Raw genomic sequence first — 23,455 nt, 5'->3', positions numbered from 1 at the left:
GTGCTATTTTTAATTGTTAGGTAAACGAGGCAGTCATATGAGGACGGAAATTTACAACAGTAAAAGCACTTAAAAATGCGATGACCAGGGATACTTTAACCATTATTAACAATAGTTTCAAATAAGCAGGATTGATAGGGAAGAAGTCGTATTCCATTTTGCTTTTAGTGTAATTTTCCATACGAAAAGGTTTGAAAATAAAGGAATACACTTAGTTGGATGCGATGGAAAGATTATAGGATTGATTTGGGTATACTAACTCCTGTCGAAAGAATCTAAACTTTATTATTCCTCTCTTCCTTTAGATTTGCAGCCCTTATAAATATATCCTATAATAAATGTGCAATGGAGCTTAAATACATACAACAAATTGCAGGAAAATTGAACTTGTCAGTGAAACAGGTCAATAGCATTGATCAGCTACAAAGCGAAGGAGCTACCATTCCTTTTATGGCCCGATATCGTAAAGAAGTTACCGGCAACCTGGATGAGGTAGTTATCGGTAACGTGGTGGAAGAGATCAGTTATTTCAAGGAACTGGATAAACGAAAAGAAACTGTTCTAAAGACGATAGAAGAGTTGGGCAAACTCACGCCTGAATTAAAAAAACGCATCGAGGATTGTTACAGTGCTACTGAACTGGAAGATATTTACCTTCCCTATAAGCCAAAACGCAAAACAAGGGCTTCACAGGCTATTGAAAAAGGACTTGAACCTTTAGCAAAACTCATTTTTGAACAAATGGCTTTGGATGTGGAGGCTGAAGCTTCTAAATTTATTAAGGAGGATGTAAAGGATTCAAAGGAAGCCTTGCAAGGTGCCAGGGACATCATTGCTGAATGGATCAGTGAGCATGAGCAGGCCAGGGCAAAGGTCAGGCAGCTTTTTACAGAAACAGCTGCAGTTTCTTCAAAAGTTATAACTACGAAGAAAGATGAAGAAGATGCTCAGAAATACAGGGATTACTTCGAGTGTAAAGAATCACTTTCTCAATGTCCTTCACACAGGCTATTGGCCATCAGGCGCGGAGAAAAAGAAGGTTTCCTGATGATGGATATCAGTGTTGAAAAACAATTGGCAATAGAAGAGTTGGAACGCATTTTTGTTAAAGCCTCTAATGCTGCATCAGCTGAAGTGAAAAAAGCCATAGAAGATTCTTATAACAGGTTATTAAAATCTTCCATTGAGAACGAATTCCGGTTATTAAGTAAGAATAAAGCAGATGAAGAGGCCATTCATGTGTTTACAGAAAATTTGCGCCAGTTATTATTAGCCTCACCACTGGGCTCTAAAAAAGTGTTGGCATTAGATCCTGGTTACCGTACGGGTTGTAAACTGGTTTGTTTAGATGCCCAGGGCAACCTGGTGCACAATACTGCTATTTACCCTCACCCGCCCCAAAGCCAGTGGCAGGAAAGTGTAGCTGAATTGAAGCGGCTCGTTGATAAATACCAGATCGAAGCAATAGGAATAGGCAATGGAACAGCTGGAAGGGAAACGGAACAATTGGTGCGAAGCATCGACTTTGGCAAGCATGTAATGGTATTCCAGGTGAATGAGAGCGGAGCATCTATATATTCTGCTTCAGAAGTAGCCAGGGAAGAATTTCCTGACCAGGATGTTACAGTACGGGGTGCGGTAAGTATTGGAAGAAGATTACTGGATCCTTTGAGTGAGCTGGTAAAGATCGATCCCAAATCAATAGGAGTAGGTCAATACCAGCATGACGTGAACCAGGTAAAATTAAAGCAGGCACTGGACAGGGTGGTGGAAAGTGCGGTGAACTTTGTAGGTGTGGATGTCAATACAGCTTCCAAACATTTATTACAATATGTATCCGGGATCACCTCTACACTTGCAGGGAATATTGTGCAATACCGGATGCAGCATGCAGCTTTTAAAAGCAGGGAGGAATTGAAGAAAGTTTCCTTAATGGGCCCTAAGACTTTTGAACAATGCGCAGGATTCCTGAGGATACCTGGCGCGCAAAATCCACTGGATAATTCTTCCGTGCATCCGGAAAGTTACACTGTAGTAGAACGGATGGCTAAGGATGTACAAGCCACACTGGAAGATCTTATCAAGAAATCCGAACTTAGAAAACAGATCAACCGCAAACAATATATAACTGAGACCATTGGTGAATTTACAATTGAGGACATATTGAAAGAATTGGAAAAGCCCGGGAGAGATCCCAGGGCACAGATTGAAGAATTCAGGTTCGACGAAACCATTAAATCTATAGGAGATCTTAAAATTGGAATGAAGGTTCCAGGTATAGTGACTAACATCACTAATTTCGGTGCATTCGTTGATATTGGTGTGAAACAGGATGGATTGGTTCATCTCTCGCAATTGAGCAATCGTTTTATTTCTGATCCGAATGAAGTAGTGAAACTGAATCAGAAAGTGTTTGTGACGATTACGGAAGTTGATGTAAATCGTAAGCGGATCGCATTAACTATGAAAGATGGTGACAGGCCGGAAGCACCGGGGAAAAAAGAAGGATTTGAAAGGAAGACTACACTTGTTAACAAGCCTTCACCAAAGAAGGCAGAACCATTGAACCCTTTTCAAAGCAAGCTTATGGAGCTAAAGAAAAAATTCAATGATTAAGATGGTTTTTTATTACAATGATATGCAAGAATGGCTCCCAACCGGGAGCCATACTAATTATACTGTTTACTTAGGGAATGTTTTAATTGAAAACCCGCATAATGGTAAAGGTTTTTCTCCCGGAAGGAACATCCCAGGCAACTTTTTCACCCTGCCTGAAACCCAATAAAGCAGTTCCTATAGGAGCCATAACTGAAATTTTTTTCTCTTTGATATTGGCTTGTTCGGGAATCACAACCATTAATTCCATTTGTTTTCCATCATCTTCCATGATAATTACCCTGGAATTAAGTCCTACTACATTTTCCGGGAATTGGTCAGTGGGGACAAGTTTTGCTTTTTTCAATTCAATTTCCAGCTCCTGGATATTTTGTTGATCAAAAGCAATCTTCCCATGGCTGCTCCTGATGCAGCCCATTAGTATATTATAATCATCTTTTCTGAGCAATAATTGATTTTTTACTCTTGGCATAATTGAGAATTTTATTTTAATTAAATCTTACAACTTCTTACGCTGTAAATTTTAAAGGAAAGAGATAATTGTGGTGTGTTCAGGCCCTTTCTCTTGCCTCTGTTTGTAACAGTTTGGAAAGCATTTTTTCCCAGTCCCGGGCCTTGAGTTCCAATTCGGACATTTCATAAATATGATTGGAAATGTTATCGTAAAATGAAATCTCAAAAGCATCCCTGTTTTTCCAGAACGAAAATTCCAGTGTAATGGATTGAAGAAAGGATTCGGGTTTATTGCCACCGCCAGTAAATGATACCTGGTTGTAGTTCTTTTTAACCGTACATTTTTTTACATCTTCCAGTTCTATGAGTGTATCAAGTATTTTATCTTCCCTGTATTCTATTATAAGTAATTTACGTGCGATTCCATCTACGCCAATAACCCGGCTCCCGGATACCTCCTGGCTGGAAAAATTCAAATTGTGCTCTGAAGCAATATGGCTGCAAATAGACAGGAGTGCGCCTGTTTTTTTCTTTTGATGTTGTTTACTGGTATAAATCAAAAAAAAGCTGACCGCTGCAATAATGGCAATGATGATCAATGCCACAAGTATTGTTGACATGAATAATAATTAAAAGGTTAATGAATCTGAATCCAGGCAATACACATATGCATATGCCGATAACCTTTTATTACCAGAAGTAATGATAGGGGAAAAGCAGAAGAAGACTTATAGGTTTATTGAATCCAATGCTTTCGGGAATTACAATTTTACGGGGGTCTTCCGGATGATCTACAAACGCTACTTCCTTCAGAAAATACTTTTCAAAGGGATGGTAACGGTAGGAAGAATAATGGATTCCCGTTTGCGGAATAGCCGTAAGTGAGGCAAACTGCTGTTGACTCAACCTGTCATTTCTAACGGAAGGCTGATCGCTAACCTCCTTAGATACTATTTTACCCTGTGTTACAGGGAGCACTCCTGCATTAACCTGTATAGGATTAATGACGTAAAAGGAAGCTAATAGTATATAAAGCAAAAACCGCATTGTAGCAAATGTAAGTATTTAAACAGGATGGATTTTTTTCTTATCTATTGTTAACAGATCCTTTTTATTGAAATCGTTTTTGAATTTATACATGGGATTCATAAGCAATTAATATTGCATAAGCCTTCTTTAATTTTACAGCTGCAATAGTATTAAGTGGAAGAGTCTCCTAAAATATACAGGAAAATCATTCATATTGATATGGATGCTTTTTATGCTTCTGTAGAACAGCGGGATAATCCTGAACTGAGGGGTAAGCCCATTGCTGTAGGCGGGTCTCCGCAAGGACGTGGAGGAGTTGTGGCCACGGCAAGTTACGAAGCCAGGAAATTTGGAGTGAGATCGGCCATGCCTTCAAAAACAGCTTTGCAGTTATGTCCAACTATTATTTTTGTCAAGCCACGTTTTGATGCGTATAAAGAAGTATCCAGGCAGGTTCGTGCCATATTTGAACGATATACAGACTTAATAGAGCCACTGTCTTTAGATGAAGCTTACCTGGATGTGACTATGGATAAACAAGCCATTGGTTCAGCTATTGAAATTGCAACAGCTATTAAAGCAGCCATAAAGCAGGAGTTAAAGCTGACAGCGTCTGCAGGTGTATCCATTAATAAGTTCATTGCTAAAATAGCCTCTGATATCAATAAGCCGGATGGCCTTACATTTATCGGACCCTCCAGGATTGAAAAATTTGTTTCAGAACTTGCAGTTGAAAAGTTTTATGGAGTAGGAAAAGTAACCGCAGAAAAGATGAAGAATCTGGGACTTCATACGGGCGCCGACATAAAAAAGCTTAGTGAACAGGACTTGAGAAAACATTTTGGTAAGGCAGGCGGTTTTTATTTTAAAATTGTAAGAGGCATAGATGAACGGCCTGTAGAGCCTGAACAGGAAACCAAATCAATAGGAGCAGAAGATACTTTTCCCTATGATCTGACCAGGCTGGAGGAAATGGAAGAAGCCCTGGATAAGATTACTGAAACTGTATGCAGGCGATTATCCAAAAATAATTTAAGGGGAAAGACCATAACGGTCAAGATCAAATACAGCGATTTTAAGATCATTACACGCAGCAAGTCCTTTCCAGAAAGTATTCATGATCATGTATCCATTTTCACTGCTGCAAAGGAATTACTTCAAAAAACAGATCCGGAATTTGCAAAGATCCGTTTACTGGGTATAACAATTTCAAACTTTCATTCCCATATGCCTAAACGAAATAGCAATGAGTCTTCCGGCCAGCTTTTTCTTTTTTAAATCTTGTTCTAACCTCCATGGCACACTTATGTCTTTTTTACTGAACTTTAGCAATCAGCACTTAACTTTTTACCATGCAAAAATTTTCCCGGTGTTTATTATTTACTGTGAGCATCTTAATATTATCAAAAGTGGTTACTGCCCAAAAAAATAATATTGTCTGGAAAACCGATCAGTATACAATCTATAGGGATAGTGTTGTCCAGGGTAAATTTGTTGCCAGGGCTATTTCAGAAAAAGAATTGGTATCTGACTATCAAAGCCCGGTGAATGAATTTAAGAGCCCTGCCATTACTTTTAAATTCAGCATTAATGGTAAGGATAATGAAATGAAATCTGGTGTAGACCATCATTTTGTTGTGATGCCCAAAAATGGCATAGCGGAAACGCCGCTAATAAAATTTGGTGTGCAGTTAAATGACACGACTACTGCCAAGAATTATTTGCCCCCCAATACGTCGCTCAGGATCAGGTTAGACATGCGGGAAGTGATGAATGCATTTAAATCACAAGGATATTATACAACATTCAATGGTGATAAGATCTATAAGGAAGATTTCAAAGGAGTATATGTTGCAGGCAGTACTTCGCCGCTTACCTGGGATTTTGATAATCTTGCCAATCATCCAAAATTGCAATTGCAGGACAAGGATGGTGATGGCATTTTTGAGTTGGATTTAAAACTGAATGAGCCAGGCGAAGCCAAGGGTACTGCCAGCCAATGGAAAGCTTCAAAAGATGTTTCTGCATTCCCTATGTATTCCTCTGGTTTCCCCATTTCAGACGTGTTATATAATATGGCATTGGAAGAGATGGTCAATGCAGTTGAGCCAGATAGTACGTTCAGGACTGGTAAAGAATGGGCAGGTGTGTGGACAAGGGATATCAGTTATAGTATCATATTGTCAATGGCATACCTGCAGCCCCGGGTAGCCATAAAAAGCCTGTTGCGAAAAGTATCATCCTCCAAAAAGATCATCCAGGATACTGGAACAGGTGGAGCATGGCCAGTGAGTTCAGACAGGATGATCTGGGCGGTTGCTGCATGGGAAATTTACAAGGCTACAGGGGATAAGGACTGGCTGGAACAAGCTTACCTGATAGTAAAGAATTCTATTGATGATGATCTCAATACCATTTATGATGAAAAGACCGGGATGGTAAAAGGAGAGTCCTCCTTCCTTGACTGGAGAGAGCAAACCTATCCCAAATGGATGCAGCCGGTGGACATTGCGGAGTCTGAATGCCTGGGAACAAATGCTGTCCATTACCAGGCCAATATGGTGTTAAGTAAAATGGCAACAGAATTACATAAAGGCCCGGTAGCAGAAAAATACTTTTCCATAGCACAAAAGATCAAAATGGGGATCAACCAGTATCTATGGATGCCTGGTAAAAATTACTATGGGCAATTTTTGTATGGTAGAAATAGCATGATCCTATCTCCAAGATCCGAGGCTCTTGGAGAGGCATTAACTGTTTTATTTGGGATCGCCGGAACTGACAAGGAAGGGAAAATTATTTCGAGTGCACCAGTTACAGATTTTGGTATCAGTTGTATCTATCCACAGATACCTAATATTCCCCCCTATCATAATAATGCTGTTTGGCCCTTTGTTCAGACTTACTGGTTATGGGCGAGTGCTAAAGCCGGGAACGAAAAGGCCGTGATGGAAAGCATTGCAGCCATCTACAGGCCTGCCGCATTATTTGTTACCAATAAAGAAAACTTTGTTGCTGATAATGGTGATTTTGCAGGCACCCAGATTAATTCCAGTAATATGCTCTGGAGTCTTGCAGGTAATCTTAGTATCGTACACAAGGTTCTATTCGGAATCAGGATGAACGAAGATGGTCTTGACTTTCAGCCCTTTGTGCCGGAGGTGCTTAAAGGAAAAAGAACACTGAATAATTTTAAATACAGGAGAGCTGTATTGGACATTGAAATGGAGGGATATGGAGACCAGGTAAGCCAGTTCATGATAGATGGCAAGCAATCGGCACCAAAAATTCCAACCAGCCTGGAAGGGAAGCACCAGGTAAAAATAGTACTGAAGAAAACTGCCGCAGTACATAATGACATTAATAAGGTTGCTAACTCCAACAGTTTGCCTGCCCCGGATGTAACCTATGCTGATGGAAAATTGCAATGGCAAAATGAACCTGGTGCAAAACAGTATAAAATACTAAAGAATGGTGAATTGCTGGCCTCTGTTCCAGCTTCGCAATTCCAGGTTAATGAAGGAATGTTTGCAGAATACCAGGTAATTGCAGTTGATAAAAAAGGAATTGAATCCTTTGCCAGCCAGCCCATCCCTGTGGTTGATAAAAAATATAGCAAGATCTATGAAATTGAAGATTTTGTTTCAAAATCCGGAATGGCATCAAGTGGATTTTCAGGTGCAGGGTTTGTAGAGATAAGCAAAACTAAAAATACTGAACTCAACATCCCGGTAACTATCCAGGAAAATGGTGTCTACCTTGTAGACTTCAAATATGCCAACGGTAATGGTCCTACCAATACAGAAAACAAATGTGCAATCCGGACTTTAATGGCAGAGGGTAAAAAGGTGGGAACTACCCTTTTCCCTCAAAGGGGAAAGGAAGTATGGTCTGATTGGGGCTGGAGTAATGCCATTCCAATATTCCTGGAAAAGGGAAAACATACAATTACACTGGTTTTTAAATCATGGAATGAAAATATGAATATAGAAATCAACCAGGCTATGGTAGATGTGATGAGAGTTATTAAAACCAACAGGAAGAAGATGCCATAATGGCTAAATAATTACTGATCAAGGTTAATGGTAAGTATGGCTTTTGTGGTTCATGCTGTTTTGCCCATTGTAGTTTCGAGGTATGATTTTAGTATTGTGTACATGGTACAAGAATAAGCCGGTCAATTAAAAAGGTTCATATCTTGTAACCATAACCATGCGACCCGATTTCCCCTTCAAATATTTTAAAGACGAACGTACCTCGTATGTTTACCTTATAATGTCCCTTGCAGGTGACCTCTGTTAATCTTCTTTGCAAGTGCCTCCATATTACGCTCATTTAGCTGTTTCCACCAGCAGCCTTAACCTATTTAAACGATTGCTCTATGCTAACAAAAAACGTTGTCCAACTAGACCAGGTTGGTATGAAGGATATTGACCTGGTGGGCGGAAAGAATGCTTCTCTTGGTGAAATGCTTCAAAACCTCGCAAGCCTCGGTGTAAGTATTCCTGGTGGATTTGTTATTACCGTAAATGCTTACCAGGAATTCATCAGACATAATAACCTTGATCAAAAGATCCGGGCTTTAGTAAGCCAGATTGATTACACTTCGGTGGAATCATTGCGAAGGGCAGGGTTGCAGATACGGAATGTCATACGCAATGGCCGCTTTCCCTCCGGGCTTAGCCAGGAAATCATTGATTCTTATTATGATCTTTCAAAAAAGTATGACCAGGATGGAACAGATGTGGCTGTGCGGTCTTCAGCAACAGCCGAAGATTTACCAGATGCTTCGTTTGCCGGTCAACAGGAAACTTATTTAAATGTGCGGGGACCTGCCGCATTGATGGATTCTGTGCGGAACTGTTTTGCTTCTTTATTTACAGACAGGGCCATTTCCTATAGGGAGACCTTCAGGTATGATCATTTTGACATTGGGTTATCTGTGTGTATTCAGAAAATGGTTAGAAGTGATTTGGGTGCCAGTGGGGTTGCCTTTTCAATTGATACAGAAAGTGGATTTAAAGATGTTATTGTTATTAATGGATCCTATGGCCTTGGTGAAATGGTAGTTCAGGGAAGCGTTTCTCCTGATGAATTCATTGTTTTCAAACCAACGTTAAAAACCGGTTATGCATCTATCATTGAAAAGAAACTAGGGGTAAAAGACCAGATGATGGTGTACGGTGATGATCCGGATGAAAGAGTGAAGATCATTCCAGTTGATAAGGGTGCTCAAAAACAGTTTTGCCTTACGGAAGAAAAAATACTTCAATTATCAAGGTGGGTACTGCATATTGAAAGTTATTATTCTCAATTAAAAGGGCATTGGTGTCCGATGGATATTGAATGGGCCCTGGATGGTTTATCCGGGCAATTGTTTATTGTCCAGGCCAGGCCCGAAACCATTCATTCAAGGAAAAATCATGATACTCTTACTGAGTTTGTGATGCATAATAATACTGCACCAGTTTTGGTAAGGGGTATTGCCGTTGGAGATAAGATCGCGTCAGGTAAGGTCAGAATCATGTATTCACTTGATAAAAGAGTGATGGAAGGGGAAGAGTTTAAGGAAGGCGATGTACTGGTGACAGATATGACAGATCCTGATTGGGAGCCTATCATGAAAAAGGCTTCAGCTATAGTAACAAATAAAGGTGGCAGAACCTGCCATGCAGCAATCGTGGCAAGGGAAATGGGAGTTCCAGCTATTGTTGGTTGCGGGAATGCTACCAGTATTTTAAATGATGAAGATGAAGTTACCATTTCATGTGCAGAAGGCGATGTTGGTATGGTGTACGAGGGAAAGGTGCCCTACGATGTTATTGAGACAAGGCTCACTGACCTTCCCCAGGTAAAAACACAACTGATGCTCAATGTTGCCTCTCCCTCACTGGCCTTTCGTTTTTCTCATATTCCTAATAAAGGTGTGGGACTGGCCAGGGAGGAGTTTATAATTAATAATTATATAGGCATTCACCCCTTAGCCTTATTAAAGCACCATGAGCTTAACGATAAGGAACTTTCGCAAACGATAAAAACCAGGATACGGGGTTTTGAAGACGAGGAAGATTTCTTTATTTCCAACCTGTCTTTTGGCATTGCCAAGATAGCAGGGGCATTTTATCCCAATAAAGTGATCGTTCGCTTTTCTGATTTTAAGTCAAATGAATATTATAATCTTTTGGGAGGAAAATATTTTGAGCCACAGGAAGAAAATCCTATGATAGGATGGAGAGGAGCAAGCCGGTATTATTCGGATAAGTACAAAGCAGCATTTGGATTGGAATGTAAGGCTATCAAAAAGGCGAGGGAAGAAATGGGTTTGACAAACATAGTAGTGATGATACCTTTTTGCCGCACGGTAGAAGAATTGATAAAAGTGAAGGAAGTGATGGCTGAATATGACCTTGTTCCGGGAAATGATGGGCTTGAGCTCTATCTTATGGCAGAAATTCCATCTAATATTATCCTTGCAAAAGAGTTCGCCGCTCATATTGATGGATTTTCAATAGGATCCAATGACCTTACCCAATTAACCCTGGGGCTGGACAGGGATTCCGCATTGGTTGCTCATTTATATGATGAAAGAAACAGGGCAGTTAAATCCATGCTTTCTCAATTGATTATTACTGCACAGGAATGTGGTGTCAAGGTGGGTATCTGTGGCCAGGGACCTTCTGATCATCCTGATTTTGCACAATTCCTTGTTGAAATGGGAATAGATTCTATTTCCGTAACTCCTGATTCAGTAATTAAGACCATGAAAGCTATTCATGCTATTGAACAGCAAACAACCAAAAGAAAAGAATTGATTTCTTCATCTGAAGAATTGATCAGTTAAAAGCTAAGTAAAAAAAAGAGGCTGTTTGCCGGCATGAAAAACGGTGAACAGCCTCTTTCTACTTGGTATAATACATGCCTCTGGCAACCTGCTTCTGTCTTACTATTTGCTTAAAATTTTTATGCGTGGTGATTGAACTTTTGCTGATGTTGATTTTTCCAAATCAGGCACAAGGGATTTTGTATTTGATTTTGACAGGTTGATCAATAGTACACTGGTAAGAATAATTGCCAAACCGCAAACCTGGATAAGGGTCATGTGCTCGCCAGCAAACAGAACTCCAAGGATAACAGCAACAACCGGGTTTACATAAGCATAGGTACTTACCTGGGTTGCAGGCCTTACTTTCAACAGCCATACATAAGCGCTATAAGCTGCCAGAGATCCCATAAATATCAGGTAAAGTATAGAAAGCCATGCACCTGTGCTTACTGAATTCCAATGAAAGGCGGGCCATTCGTTATCTAAGAAAAGCGCTGGGAGAAAAGCCAGTCCTGCCGCCAGCATCTGCCAGGTGCTGTTAACAATTGCAGAACCCCTGGAGTGATATTTTGCATACAATGAACCACCGGACCAACTTATGGAACCAATAATAAGTATGATGAGGCCAAAAACCTGGTTTCGATTACCCGTTGCTGAAAAAGCTTGTGAAGTTTCTTCACTGAATAATAGAATAACACCGATAAATCCAATGATCAGGCCAAGAATAGTTTTCCGATTGGTCAGGTTTTCTTTCCATTTGGGTTTATCTAATAATACAAACCATAATGGCGCGGCAGATACCAATACAGCCACTAATGAGCTGGCTAGTGTTTTTTCAGCCCAGATAACAGCTCCGTTGCCCACAAAAAGAAGCAATAAACCACTTATGGCCGCAGGTTTAATTTGTTCCCAGTTCCAAAGTTGTTCCCCTTTGATAATGCACCAGGTCATCATTAAAAGACCGGCAGCAAGGAAACGAAGCGCGCCTAATAGCAAAGCAGGAATATCCTGTATAGCTTTCTGAATAAAAAAATATGTGGATCCCCAAACAATATATACTGTAGTAAAGGCAAGAATAACCATGATAGTGGAAGTCTGTGCGTTGGTATTTGGTTTCATAGATCAATTTTTAGGAATGACCAGTTTTTGATTCTCTTTTACAGTTTCTAAAACAATTACAGTTTTTGTGGAAGCTATATTTGGTATTTTCTGCAGTGAATTTCTCATCAGGTGCATCAACGAAGCAGCATCTGCAGTACGAACCTTCACGAGGAAACAATCCTCACCTGCAATGTGATGCACTTCCTGGATCTCGGGAACCTTAGAAAGGGCTTGTGCCGTTTTTGTACTACAGGTAAAACCTTCAGACGAACGAATGAATATAAAAGCCAATAGTTTCTGTCCTATCGCAGAGGCATTGATATGTGCACTGTAATTGTTGATGACATTTTTTTGTTCCAGTTTTTTCACCCTTTCTAAAACAGCAGAAGGAGCAAGATTCAGTTGCCTGGCCATATCTGCATTCGTAATTCTGCCATTGTTTTGCATCAGGTCCAGAATTTCAAGATCTATATCATCCAGGGTATGCTCCATAAAATATTTGTTTCTATAAAATTACATTTTTGGTGAACTATATTCTCTAAATAATTATATATACGGAATAAAATTCTGTGCATGCGGTTGTTTATTATTATAAACAATAGAAGTTGCGGGACATTATTCGTAATTACAGAATAAAATTTTTATATACAACATATAGTTCCATTCATTAAAAGCCAATTAGAATAAAACGGTGCATATCTCAAGCCATACACTTGAGGTAACTTTATATTCATTTAATTGTACTACAACAGTTTAAAGGAATTGTAATATGAAATGGACCTCAATACTTTTATTTTTTTTGTTTGTAACCATCTCCGGATGCGACCTGCAACAAAAGAAAAGAGAATTAAATGAACGGGAGATACGTTTAAACGAAAAAGAACAGAGGCTTAGGTTGAAGGAAAAGACCCTCTGGATCAAAGAGCAGGAACTATCAAAAAGAGAACAAAAGTTGGACGCCCTTACAACAGATTCCTTAAGAAATTTCAATCCGGTGATCTTTGGAAAATGGGCTGTTAAAATGACCTGCACTTTAGCCAGCTGCCCTGGTTCAGCAGTAGGCGATACAAAAACGGAAATATGGGATATTTCTTACCAGGCTAATAAAGTAATCATCAATGCATTGGCCAGTGACAAATTGGTAAGGGTTTATGCAGGAACCATATCAGGTAACAGTATTGAATTGGAAGAAAGCCAGGGTGACGAGACTGCTAATGGAACAAAAATGTCCGTGACATTGCAATTGGCAGACAATTTCAACATGGAAGGAAAAAGGGAAATTGAAAGAAATAGTGGTTGTAAAGTTGTTTATGATCTGAAATTAGAGAAACAATAACGATTAAGAAGTAGTGATATGTATTTACTGAAGAACCTGGACTTCACGTTGCCTTTAAATAATCCTGTGGTAATTTTCTCACTGGTGCTTTTTATTATTCTTTTTGCACCAATTGCCTTGAATAAAATCAAAGTGCCACACATTATAGGGTTGATAATTTCAGGAGTTATCATTGGTCCCTATGGTTTAAACTTATTAAGAAGGGATAGCAGTATAGTATTATTTGGAACAGTCGGACTTCTTTATATCATGTTCCTGGCAGGTTTGGAAATTGATTTGTCAGAATTCAAAAAAAACAAGGGGAAAATCATCTTTTTTGGCTTAACAACTTTTATTCTACCCCTCGTTTTTGGAACCCTGGCCAGTTATTACATTCTTGGATATCCAATACTCTCATCTTTACTGCTGGCGAGTATGTTTTCTACCCACACCTTGGTTTCTTATCCAATTGCCAGTCGTTATGGAATTACACATAATAAGGCTGTTACGCTCACGATCGGTGGAACTATGATCACTGACATTCTTGCCCTTTTGATTTTAGCTGCAGTGGCGGGGGTTTCAAAAGAAGAAGTTTCATCTTCTTTTTGGATCACGCTTGGTTTGTCTTCAGTGCTCTTTGTTGGAATAGTTTTTTTTGTTTTCCCTTTGATCATTAGGGCGTTTTTTAAACGATTTGATGATGCTGTTTCCCAATATATATTTGTCCTGGCAATTGTTTTTTTGTCTGCCTTCCTTGCGGAGGCGGCAGGGTTGGAGGCTATTATCGGGGCTTTTTTTTCCGGGCTGATTTTAAATCGCTTTGTACCTAATTCTTCGCCTTTGATGAATCGTATAGATTTTGTGGGGAATGCCCTGTTTATTCCTTTCTTTTTGATCAATGTTGGAATGCTGGTAGATATAACTGTCCTTGTTAAAGGATTTGGGGCTTTAAAAGTGGCGGCCGTTATAGTAGTCATTGCAGTGGCTACAAAATACCTGGCGGCACGCATAACACAAAAAGTGTTCAGGCTAACCGATGATGAGGGTAAAATAATTTTCGGATTAAGTAGCTCTCATGCTGCCGCCACTCTTGCGATCATTTTAGTTGGATATAATATCATTATTGGGGAGACCGTAACCGGAGAACCAATAAGGCTGTTAAATGAAGATGTACTGAATGGTACAATTTTATTAATATTAATCAGCTGCGCTATAAGTTCATTTGTAGTTGAGAAATCTGCCCGGGTACTGGCACTGGAAGACGAAAATAAAGCTTCAGATAATGCTAGTGAAGAGAAAATTCTTATATGCCTGGCGTATCCGGAAACAGTAACAGAACTGATTGACATAGGACTAATGCTAAGGCCTAAAAAAAGTCTTATTCCTGTGTATGCTTTAAATGTTATTACGGATAGTGCGGAGAGCAATAAGACTGCATCTGTTGGCAGGAAAATGATGGAAAAGGCTGTCAGTCATGCTGCAGCTACAGAGCAATCGATAATACCGATTACAAGGTTTGATATCAACATTAGCAATGGCATAATATATACCTTAAAGGAACAGAATATCAGCGACCTGTTGATTGGCCTTCATCAACAGGCTAATCAACATAATTTTTTGGGCCCGACAGCTGAACAGATATTAAGGCACACCGCAGAAACTGTATTTATATATAAATCAGTTCAACCTTTGAATACTATCAAAAGGATGGTAGTTGCTGTTACGCCAAAGGCTGAATTCGAGCCTGGTTTCTGTCATTGGTTTAGCAAACTTTATACTATTGCAAAAGAAGCCGGTTTAAGTATTGATTTCTTTGCCGGGAAGGAAACCTTGCTTGAATTGCAGGATCTTCAGAAGGACCAGGTTTCAGAGGGAAAAATGACATTTAACCAATTCTGGAACTGGGATGACTTCCTGATTTTTACCAGGGAGGTTAAAAAAAATGACCTGTTGGTGATAGTTTCATCCCGCAAAGGCCAGGTGTCTTACCAGCATCAACTGGAAAAATTGCCTTATTATCTTTCCAATTACTTTACTGCCAATAGTTTTATCATGCTCTATCCCCAGCAGGTAGAAAAAGGGATAAAAATGGACGATGTACAATATTTTGATAGTACGCTTGCAGAAAGAATTGCAGAAGCAAAAGTGGTAAATAAAGCAGGAAATTATTTGACACGATTATTTGGTAAGAAAAAAACCAGGGAATAATTCAAATAAAACGCATGTAATTCTTTTCTCCAGTCTTTACATTAAAATCAATCTAACCCCAACAAGCAGTAGTGCAAAAGCTAAAGATCGTACTATCCACACTGCCTTAATTTTATGTGAATAATAAGCGCCTAATTGCGCCCCTAAAATTATACCCGGAGCTATAGCCAAAGCAGTTTTCCAGCCTCCTCCTTTAAAATTTCCCTGGTATATATGCACTATTGTTCCTGATAAGGCCATGATGGCTAATATAAGGTGTGAAGTAGCTGTAGCTATATGAATGGGAAAGTTTAGTAATGAAGTAAGAGCAGGAACATGAATTATTCCTCCTCCTATGCCTAAAAGGCTGGAAAGAAAGCCCACAAAAAAGCTAAGAATAATTCCGGTCCATATGTTGAATGAATAGGAGTAATGCTGGCCACTATTATCCGTTAGCTCCCTGTGCACATGATTTTCATTTAAATTTTTACCGGCAAACGCACCCTGTTCAGGCTTGATTAACAGGAAAATGGAAATGATCAGTAATAATATACCAAGTATCAGGTCAAAAGTATTTCTCGGAATATAGCTAGTAAGAAAGGCGCCAATAACGGAGCCGGGCAAGGTAGCAAGAGCGAAAGTAATGGCTGATTTATAATCAATTCGCTTCATCCTGGCATAGGCAATAGATCCTGAACTGGCATTTAGGAACACTACTCCAAGGGAAATGCTTGTAATTACTTCTGGTTTAAAGTTGGGATAAAGAATCAATAAGATCGGTACTAATATAAAGCCTCCACCGGCACCTATCAATGTTCCTATAAATCCTACCAGTAATCCTAATCCAGCCATCAAGGCCAGGTGTGTAAAATCCATATAACCAATCTATTTGGTCAAAAATAGATAGTTTGCTTTTTATAAGTCAAGAGTTATTGAAAAGATATCAGACTGGCTCAGATCATCAATCAATTTATGGTAACAAAGTCCGGAGAAATAATATTGAATATAAAATGCCAGGGTTGTTTCTTTGACCCCGTGTTGGGCTTTTTGCTTAAATTGAACTCTAACGCTTTACTTCAATTTTTATGACAGAACAGGAAATAGCCAAGCAGTATCCTTCCCTGGAACCGGAGTTAATCGGGGAGTTGGTTCAGGTGGCAGATGTAAAAGTGTTCCATGAAGGTGAGCTTTTGATCCGGACGGGTCAGAATATCCGTTCAGCCATGCTGGTATTAGATGGGATGGTAAAGATCTATCGCGAAGATGAGCAGGGGAATGAATTCTTTATGTACTACCTGGATGCCGGAAAGGCTTGTGCAGTTTCACTGGTATGTGCATTGGGCAGAGAAACAAGCGGTCTTATGGCCAAAGCCATTACGAAGGCAACTGTATTAAGTGTACCTGTTCAGTATGTAGATGAATGGATGGGAAAATATAAAGGTTGGGCGCAATTTGCTTTAAGTACCTATCGCGAAAGATTTGAAGAATTACTGGAAACGATCGATCATATTGCATTTAGAAATATGGATGAACGATTGATCTTTTACCTTAAGCGTCACCAGGAAAAATTCCACACCAACATTGTTTCTATATCCTTTACAGAAATTGCACAAGATCTTAATTCTTCAAGGGAAGTCATATCCAGGTTAATGAAAAAGCTTTCAGAAAAAGGCATAGTTCAATTACACCGTTCTCAAATAGAGATCATTGATTTACAAAAAGCATTGTCGTGACCTCTGTCACGAATAAAACAGCTCCGGCTATCAAGCTTTGCATAAAATTGAATACATGGAGGTAGTTGGCTATTTGGCAGCAGCGTTGATCGGAATTTCCCTTGGACTTATTGGTGGAGGAGGTTCTATATTGACCGTGCCGGTGCTGGTTTATTTGTTTGGCGTACAGCCTATGTTAGCAACTTCTTACTCCTTATTTGTTGTAGGGTCTACAAGCCTTGTTGGCGCGTTTAACAATTTCAGGAAGGGCATGGTAAATATAAAAACAGCCTTTTTATTTGGTTCAGCATCAATAGTTACTGTTTTTATAACACGGAAATTTATAATTCCTGCCATACCCCATGATCTTTTCACCATTGGAAATTTTACAATCACACAATCGGTTTTAACCATGGTTCTTTTTGCTATACTTATGGTGATAGCAGCTGTGGCCATGATAAGCAGGGAGATGCCCCAACAGGAATCAGGTAAGAATATGGAACATGGATCAAACCTTACCAAACTTTTATTGTATGGTATTTCCATAGGTCTCGTTACAGGCATATTGGGGGCGGGAGGAGGCTTTTTATTAATTCCAACCCTGGTTTTATTGCTCAAACTTCCAATGAAAAAAGCTATTGGCACATCCTTGCTCATCATTGCTTTGAATTCACTAATCGGTTTCACCGGTGATATTGGACATTTTATGATGGATTGGTTTTTTTTATTGAAAATCACGTTGATTGCAATAGGAGGAATATTTATTGGGGGGATATTGGGTAAAAAGATCCAGGGAGAAAAGTTAAGAAAAGGATTTGGGTGGTTTGTCCTGGTAATGGGAATATATATTATTTTAAAAGAAACGTTATTAAAATAGTACCCTGTAAGACCGTGACCACTGTCACGATGTTTCAAGTAATTCTTACGGAAGTTTACTCAATAATTGTTTAGCAATGAAGATTGAACAAATTTATACTGGTTGCCTGGCTCAGGGAGCGTATTACATCCAGAGCGAAAATGAAGCTGTTGTCATAGATCCTCTGAGAGAAGTCTCCCCATATATTGAAAAAGCTAGGATCAATAATGCAACTATAAAATATGTCTTTGAAACGCATTTCCATGCTGATTTTGTATCCGGTCATATTGACCTTGCCAGGGCTACAGGAGCAACTATTGTATATGGTCCTGAAGCTAATCCTTCATTTAGTGCCTACATCGCAAAAGATCATGAGGAATTCAGAATAGGCAAGGTTAGCATTAAAGTGCTTCATACACCGGGGCATACTATGGAAAGCACATGTTATTTATTAAAAGATGAAAACGGAAAGGATGTTGCACTTTTCTCGGGGGATACTTTATTCATTGGTGATGTAGGAAGGCCTGACCTTGCTCAAAAAGCAGCACATATGTCACAAGATGAACTCGCAGGTATATTGTATGATTCGTTAAGAACCAGGATCATCCCTTTGGCAGATGATATCATCGTTTACCCTGCCCATGGTGCAGGGAGTGCCTGCGGAAAAAACATGAGCAAAGAAACCTCCGATACTTTAGGACACCAAAAGCTTACCAACTATGCTTTAAGGCCAGATATGACGAGAGAGGAATTTATAAAAGAAGTTACCGAAGGATTGGCTTCGCCGCCAGCATATTTCCCTTTGAATGTAATGCTCAATAAAGAAGGATATGAAAATATTGAAGCTGTGATGAAGCGCGGGCAACATGCTTTAAGCCCCGAAGCTTTTGAAACTGCAGCCAATGAATCACAGGCTCTGGTACTTGATACAAGAGATCCAGAGGAATTTGCCAAAGGTTTTATTCCCAATTCAATAAATATTGGCATTGATGGAAATTTTGCACCCTGGGTGGGGGCCCTGATACCAGATATTAATCAGGAAATATTATTGGTTACTGAGGAGTCAAGAGAGGAAGAAGTGATTACAAGATTGGCAAGGGTAGGATATGACCAAACCATTGGGTTTTTAAAAGGTGGCTTCAATGCATGGAAGACTTCGGGGAAAGAAATTGATACAATCAGGTCCGTATCTGCTAATGAACTGGAAGAAATTTTAAAATCTGGCCCACAAAAAATAATAGATGTACGCAAACCAGGAGAATATATGAGTGAGCACCTTGAGAATGCAAAGAATATGCCTTTGGATAACATAAATGAACATTTGACTGCTATTAATAAAGAGCAGCCTTATTTTGTTCATTGTGCGGGTGGTTATCGCTCAATGATTTTTAATTCAATATTAAGAGCAAGGGGATACACCAATCTTATTGATATTAAAGGTGGTTTCAAGGCGATCAAAGAAAACACTTCTATACCTCTTACAGATTATGTATGCCCAACAACAATAAAATAAGCCAGGTAAGATTAATTAATACCATTTAAAAAATAGAATGCTATCAATAATCAGAAAATTATTAGGTACATCTAGATATATGAAAAAATTTATTTCAGAAGGCGCCGTAATAATAGATGTCAGAATTGAATAAAAGCTATTGAGTGTTCAGGCTTGCACTATCAGTTAAAATTATTAATGGTCAACCGTTAAATAAATTGAATAATGAAAGGTCAAATAGCTCAGTATAAACTTTATTTAATAGGATTTCTGCTAGGCGCTGTTGCGGGCTTCCTATATTGGAAATATATAGGTTGTTTGTCAGGTACCTGTGCCATTACATCAAACCCTTTAAGAAGCTCTGTGTATTTTGGCATAATGGGTGCCTTATTAACTGGATTATTTCAACAGCAAAAGATTTCAAAGGCAGGGAAGCAGGATAAACCTGATTAAAACTTTTTTTGGGCTTCTGTAATAGGTTTGTACTTTAAATCAATTAACTCCCTTCATGGACAATGGTACTACAAGGAGAAATTTTTTACGCTATTCCACATTGGCGGGTTTGGGCTTAACCAATCCTTTTTCCGGTTATGTGCTTATGGATATGGATGATTTACCTACTCAACCACTTGAAGATTTGAATGAGGGACAACAAAAACTAACCATTCTTCAAACTACAGATATTCATTGCCAATTGCACTCCCATGATGAAATGTTTTGGGAAAATAATCAAATGGTATTCAGGAAAGCTGGAGGATATGCGCACCTGGCAACTTTTTTCAGGCAAATGCGCCAGGATAATCCCAATACTTTCATTATTGATACAGGCGATATGTTCCAGGGTAGTCAATTGAGTGTAGAAACTACAGGAAAAGCAATTCAGCCTGTGTTGAATGCAATAGGCTATGATCTTTATCTTCCCGGCAACTGGGAAGTTGTTTATTATAAAGAAGCTATGCAAAAGCTCCTGGGTGGCTTATCAGCTCCCAAGATATGTGCGAATATGTACCATGACCTTGGGGAAGGCAGGCGAGGAGAGTTGATATTTCCGCCTTATTATACGTGGTCTGTAGCGGGCATCAAAATTGGATTTGTTGGATACACTGATCCGCTGGTCCCCATCAGGCAATCACCGGCATATAGTAGGGGGATTATTTATACCAGGCCTGAAGAAAACCTTGAGCATTATATTTCTGTACTGCGAGAACAGGAACAATGTAATATGGTTATTCTCCTGTCACATCTTGGGTTGTCACAACAGATAGCTTTGTCTAATTCAAGGGAGTGCAAGGGCGTGGATTACATTTTTGGAGGAGATACACATGAAAGGGTACGGAAGCCGATTATTGGGAAGTATGCTAAAGTGGTTGAGCCGGGCGCTTTTGGTTCCTTTGTTGGCAAATTGGATCTGGTAGTTGAAAATGGAAAAATCATTAGGGAGCATTACTCATTGATTGAAATAAATTCTAATAACTATATTCCTGATAAAACAGTTGAATCAATCATTCTCCATAATGAACTGCCCTATAATAGAAAAATGAACCAGGTTATAGGCTATAGCAAAGTGCCATTATACAGGTATTTTGTAGTTGAGAATACTATTGATACCCTTATTATCGATGCGTTGAAATGGAAAGTGCAAACAGATATAGTTTTATCCAATGGTTTCCGGTTTTGTCCGCCATCAAATACCAGAGATAGCAGCGGCAATATCCCTATAACGGAAGGATACCTATATGATATGTTGCCGGTGGATGCCCGGGTACGTACAGGTAAGGTTTCCGGAAACCAATTAATTGATTGGCTGGAAAGAGAATTAAACAATGTCTTTGCTTCGGATGCATCGCAGCGAATAGGAGGATGGATGGTCAAGTTCAAGGGCATGAAAGTAGAATTTAAGGGCTTTGAAGAGACAGGAAAAAGAATTCAGTCTGTAATGATAAATGGTGAACCTGTTGATAATTCCAGATATTACACGGTTTGTGCCTGCGAGCGGGAAGGAGATCCGCCAGATATGCTTTGCAGGATGACGAACGTATCAGAAGCACAGAATACCGCTTATAGTCTTCATACTGTCATCAGAGATTACCTGAAAATGAACTCTCCTGTTTGCCCTTTACCCGAAATGAATGCAGTGATCCTGGATGCTCCTCAGCATTTGTTGACCCAGGTAATCGGAGTGGATTATCATTTCAGTTAGTTAAATCAGATCAAAACATTCTGATGAATTGAATTGTTTACTTAAGTTGCATTTGCTCTACCTGCTTGTAATAAATTAAAATGAAAGCAATACTATGATTCAAAGAATAAGGATAATGGTAACTGTGTTTGTAATAGTTGCATTGATGGCCTGCGGAGAAAATTCTGCGAATAAGGTTGGCAGTCTTTCAAGAATTGAACAATCCAATACTGAAAACAATACTGCAAGCGCTGTAAAAGCAGTAATTCCAGAATTTGAATTGCTGGATGTGAATGGTAATCCAGTCAATTTGAAGAATTTTAAAGGCAAAAAGCTGTTTGTGAATATGTGGGCGAGTTGGTGCCCTCCTTGTCGTGCCGAAATGCCTTCTATTGAAAAGCTATACAAATCCTCAGATTCCAATAAGGTAGCTTTCGTTATGGTATCCCTTGATGATAATTTTGAAAAAGCAAAGAAGTACGTTTCCAAAAAGAAGTTGAAACTGCCCATTTATTATCCACAACGAAGCCTTCCTGGCATGTTCAATGTCCAAAGTATTCCTGCCAGTTTTATTTTTGATGAATCCGGCAATTTGATCCAGGCGATTGAAGGATCGGCTGATTATAATACTTCACATTTCAGAGACATGTTGAAATGAATTTTCTATTGAGCTCCTTTCACTTTCATTTGTAATATATAAATACCCCTGGATGCAGTAATGAAAAGGATGTGATTATCTTTTCCTCCAAAAGTTACATTGGCGGTCCAGTCTTCAGGCAGAATAATATGAGCAATTTTATATCCAGCCCTGTTAAATACAGTTACTCCATTTCCAGCCAGGTATATATTCTCTTTATCATCGATTGTCATACCATCTGCAACTGCCTGTGTGAAGAGTTGAGCACCGGATAGCGTTCCATTCTTCCGGATCAGGTATTTATAAATCTTACCTTCTTTGATATCAGAAACGAAAAGAGATCTTCCATCAGGGGTGCCAATAATGCCGTTAGGTTTTTTCAGTGATTTAATGACTGGAATTATGATCTTATTACCCGGATGCAAAAGGTATACATATTCAGGTGATGTCCGGGGAGCTTTGTTTTTCCAATAATCACGTGGGTATAATGGATCCGTAAAATATATATTACCACCAGGATGCACCCATACGTCATTAGGCCCATTCAGATGCCTGCCTTTAAACTGGCTGGCCAATATTTTAACCTTACCCCGACAATCAATAGACCATAGTTGATTGAACAGGTCCGCGCACGCAATCAGGTTTCCATTTTTGTCAGAATATAATCCATTTGATCTGCCTGCCTTATCCATAAATGTGGAGAGGTTTCCGGAAGTATCATACTTCCAGATTTTATTATTAGGCTGATCAGTGAAAAAAATATTGCCATATTTATCCCTGGCCGGTCCTTCAGTGAAAGCAAATTGCCTTGATACCAGTTTTGGTTTCGATCCAGTAAACATTATAGAAGTATCAACAATGTCAATATATAAACTATCATTTTTTTGATAACCATAAACCTTATTGGTGAAAAATAAGGTTAGAATGATAATTATATGTAAGGCATGTATTGAATTGATCATTTAGTCTGATTTGAAACTATAACCAGTTGTAGATTAAATGTAGTATATTAGGATTAAATCTTCCCCTCACCAAAGCTATTCTGTGCTTTTTGA

The 23,455-nt window shown here is 39.1% G+C and carries 19 protein-coding genes; 11 read left to right on the top strand and 8 right to left on the bottom strand.

Translation table 11 applies throughout. The annotated features are described in order from the left end of the window. Positions 1-16: 16 nt before the first annotated feature. A complete protein-coding gene (locus BP74_RS09275) occupies positions 17-181 on the bottom strand; it encodes a hypothetical protein (protein WP_496373350.1) in 165 nt (54 codons plus the stop codon). Positions 182-345: 164 nt separating this feature from the next. On the opposite strand from BP74_RS09275, the gene BP74_RS09270 reads away from it, so the two are divergent. Beyond that, positions 346-2,616 carry a Tex family protein gene (locus tag BP74_RS09270; protein ID WP_496373348.1) on the top strand — a complete coding sequence of 757 codons (2,271 nt, stop codon included), beginning with the start codon at positions 346-348 and terminating at the stop codon, positions 2,614-2,616. 82 nt (positions 2,617-2,698) lie between these two features. Here the strand turns inward: BP74_RS09270 and BP74_RS09265 are convergent, their stop codons facing one another. From BP74_RS09265 to BP74_RS09255, 3 genes are all read right to left on the bottom strand, one after another. Continuing rightward, on the bottom strand, positions 2,699-3,088 hold the full coding sequence (locus tag BP74_RS09265; protein WP_496373346.1) for a GreA/GreB family elongation factor: 390 nt from the start codon (positions 3,086-3,088) through the stop codon (positions 2,699-2,701). Positions 3,089-3,167: 79 nt separating this feature from the next. Then, complete coding sequence (locus BP74_RS09260; protein ID WP_496373344.1) at positions 3,168-3,689, bottom strand: hypothetical protein; 522 nt, start codon at positions 3,687-3,689, stop codon at positions 3,168-3,170. Positions 3,690-3,759: 70 nt separating this feature from the next. After that, on the bottom strand, positions 3,760-4,116 hold the full coding sequence (locus tag BP74_RS09255; RefSeq protein ID WP_496373342.1) for a hypothetical protein: 357 nt from the start codon (positions 4,114-4,116) through the stop codon (positions 3,760-3,762). 156 nt (positions 4,117-4,272) lie between these two features. Here BP74_RS09255 and dinB point away from each other — a divergent pair, with 156 nt between their 5' ends. The 3 genes from dinB (at position 4,273) to ppsA (ending at position 10,939) form a co-directional block, all read left to right on the top strand. Further along, complete coding sequence (gene dinB / locus BP74_RS09250) at positions 4,273-5,376, top strand: DNA polymerase IV (RefSeq protein ID WP_496373340.1); 1,104 nt, start codon at positions 4,273-4,275, stop codon at positions 5,374-5,376. Between the two features lie 74 nt (positions 5,377-5,450). Continuing rightward, entirely contained in the window at positions 5,451-8,153 is a 2,703-nt protein-coding gene (locus BP74_RS09245; protein ID WP_496373338.1) for an alpha-L-rhamnosidase-related protein, read from the top strand. Between the two features lie 326 nt (positions 8,154-8,479). Beyond that, the gene (gene ppsA / locus BP74_RS09240; RefSeq protein ID WP_496373336.1) at positions 8,480-10,939 is read left to right on the top strand and encodes a phosphoenolpyruvate synthase; all 2,460 of its coding nucleotides are present in this window, start codon (positions 8,480-8,482) and stop codon (positions 10,937-10,939) included. 102 nt (positions 10,940-11,041) lie between these two features. Here ppsA and BP74_RS09235 read toward each other — a convergent pair whose 3' ends face one another. Next, entirely contained in the window at positions 11,042-12,040 is a 999-nt protein-coding gene (locus BP74_RS09235) for an EamA family transporter (RefSeq protein ID WP_496373334.1), read from the bottom strand. A 3-nt stretch (positions 12,041-12,043) separates the two neighbouring features. Then, a complete protein-coding gene (locus BP74_RS09230) occupies positions 12,044-12,514 on the bottom strand; it encodes an Lrp/AsnC family transcriptional regulator (protein WP_496373332.1) in 471 nt (156 codons plus the stop codon). Between the two features lie 277 nt (positions 12,515-12,791). On the opposite strand from BP74_RS09230, the gene BP74_RS09225 reads away from it, so the two are divergent. Both BP74_RS09225 and BP74_RS09220 read left to right on the top strand, forming a co-directional pair. Next, on the top strand, positions 12,792-13,358 hold the full coding sequence (locus BP74_RS09225; RefSeq protein ID WP_496373330.1) for a hypothetical protein: 567 nt from the start codon (positions 12,792-12,794) through the stop codon (positions 13,356-13,358). A gap of 18 nt (positions 13,359-13,376) precedes the next feature. Continuing rightward, positions 13,377-15,545 carry a cation:proton antiporter gene (locus tag BP74_RS09220; protein WP_496373328.1) on the top strand — a complete coding sequence of 723 codons (2,169 nt, stop codon included), beginning with the start codon at positions 13,377-13,379 and terminating at the stop codon, positions 15,543-15,545. Positions 15,546-15,581: 36 nt separating this feature from the next. On the opposite strand, the gene BP74_RS09215 is transcribed toward BP74_RS09220, so the two are convergent. Continuing rightward, positions 15,582-16,400 carry a sulfite exporter TauE/SafE family protein gene (locus tag BP74_RS09215; protein WP_496373326.1) on the bottom strand — a complete coding sequence of 273 codons (819 nt, stop codon included), beginning with the start codon at positions 16,398-16,400 and terminating at the stop codon, positions 15,582-15,584. Positions 16,401-16,609: 209 nt separating this feature from the next. On the opposite strand from BP74_RS09215, the gene BP74_RS09210 reads away from it, so the two are divergent. From BP74_RS09210 to BP74_RS09190, 5 genes are all read left to right on the top strand, one after another. Continuing rightward, positions 16,610-17,257, top strand: a complete 648-nt coding sequence (locus BP74_RS09210) for a Crp/Fnr family transcriptional regulator (RefSeq protein WP_496373324.1) — start codon at positions 16,610-16,612, stop codon at positions 17,255-17,257. 55 nt (positions 17,258-17,312) lie between these two features. Then, positions 17,313-18,113, top strand: coding sequence for a sulfite exporter TauE/SafE family protein (locus BP74_RS09205; protein ID WP_496373322.1), 801 nt, complete (start codon positions 17,313-17,315; stop codon positions 18,111-18,113). A 76-nt stretch (positions 18,114-18,189) separates the two neighbouring features. After that, on the top strand, positions 18,190-19,605 hold the full coding sequence (locus BP74_RS09200; protein ID WP_496373320.1) for an MBL fold metallo-hydrolase: 1,416 nt from the start codon (positions 18,190-18,192) through the stop codon (positions 19,603-19,605). 487 nt (positions 19,606-20,092) lie between these two features. After that, a complete protein-coding gene (locus BP74_RS09195; RefSeq protein WP_496373318.1) occupies positions 20,093-21,784 on the top strand; it encodes a bifunctional metallophosphatase/5'-nucleotidase in 1,692 nt (563 codons plus the stop codon). 94 nt (positions 21,785-21,878) lie between these two features. Continuing rightward, complete coding sequence (locus tag BP74_RS09190) at positions 21,879-22,421, top strand: TlpA family protein disulfide reductase (protein ID WP_496373316.1); 543 nt, start codon at positions 21,879-21,881, stop codon at positions 22,419-22,421. 5 nt (positions 22,422-22,426) lie between these two features. On the opposite strand, the gene BP74_RS09185 is transcribed toward BP74_RS09190, so the two are convergent. After that, positions 22,427-23,362: an SMP-30/gluconolactonase/LRE family protein gene (locus BP74_RS09185; protein ID WP_496373314.1), complete on the bottom strand. Its 936-nt coding sequence runs from the start codon at positions 23,360-23,362 to the stop codon at positions 22,427-22,429. Positions 23,363-23,455: the final 93 nt, after the last annotated feature.

It is taken from the genome of Flavisolibacter ginsengiterrae DSM 18136 (assembly GCF_059568575.1).
The sequence above is the reverse complement of the archived record's forward strand: the minus strand, read 5'-3'. Positions and strand labels throughout refer to the sequence as shown.